Raw genomic sequence first — 822 nt, 5'->3', positions numbered from 1 at the left:
GGGGAGGCGGCGGGCTCGGGCGCCGATGACTCCCCGTCCCTCCTGGCGGGCCGGATCAGGGAACTCGAGGACCCGGCGGTGTTCGCGGCGGCCTCCCGCGCGGCGGTCGACCAGGCCGGCACGTTCTCCTGGGAGACCTCCGCCCGTGCGCTGGTGGACCTGGCCACGGCGATCGCCCGCCGCCGCTCCCGAGGGACCTAGGACACCGGTGGTCCGCCCGTGACCGGCCACAGCACGGAGGGGCCGGACAGGCCCAGCAGGACCAGCGGGTCCACGTAGCGGTCCCACGTGGCGCCCTGCACGGTCCAGCCGTCGGGAATACGGACGCCCCAGTGCACGCACTCGACCGGGCAATGTCCCACGCCACCCTGGACGGAGCCCACCGGCTCGCCGGCGCCGATGCGATCGCCGACCGCCAGCCCCGGCGCCAGGTCGACCGGTTCGAGGCTGGAGAGCATCCCGTCCGGATGGGCCACGGTGACCACGGAGCGGCCGGCTACCGGTCCCGCGAACCGGATGGTGCCCGCACCCGGGGCCAGGACGCCGCCGTCCGGACTCGCCCAGTCCACGCCGCGGTGCCCCGACGACCACGGGGCCGCGGGCGGATCGAAGGGGCGGAGCACCGCCGAGGCCCCCCTGGCGGGGGAGGGCGCCGACCAGTCGCCGGGGCCACCGGGACCGGCCTCCGCCGCGGACGGGGCGAGCAGCGCCAGGGCCGCCACCGCGGCGGCGGGCACCGCCATCGGGCAGGGGGTGATGCTGCGGACGGCGCGTCTGGGGCGGGGCAGGTGCGGTGACATGGCCACCACGCTCCCGCGCCGC

At 78.0% G+C, this 822-nt stretch carries 1 protein-coding gene and 1 pseudogene; one reads left to right on the top strand and one right to left on the bottom strand.

Annotation, left to right across the window (positions count from 1 at the left end; genetic code table 11):
- Nucleotides 1–201 (top strand): annotated as a pseudogene (locus PLJ28_RS11700) (glycosyltransferase family 1 protein); the annotation flags it as partial.
- On the opposite strand, the gene PLJ28_RS11695 reads toward PLJ28_RS11700, so the two are convergent.
- On the bottom strand, nucleotides 198–822 hold a 625-nt coding region (locus tag PLJ28_RS11695), incomplete at its 5' end, for a peptidoglycan DD-metalloendopeptidase family protein (RefSeq protein WP_324590163.1). The pseudogene PLJ28_RS11700 and the gene PLJ28_RS11695 overlap by 4 nt on opposite strands.

Origin of the sequence: Citricoccus sp. (assembly GCF_035445025.1) — a bacterium.
Lineage (GTDB): Bacteria > Actinomycetota > Actinomycetes > Actinomycetales > Micrococcaceae > Citricoccus.
Note: the sequence above shows the minus strand (reverse complement) of the source record. Positions and strands in the feature narration are given on the sequence as shown.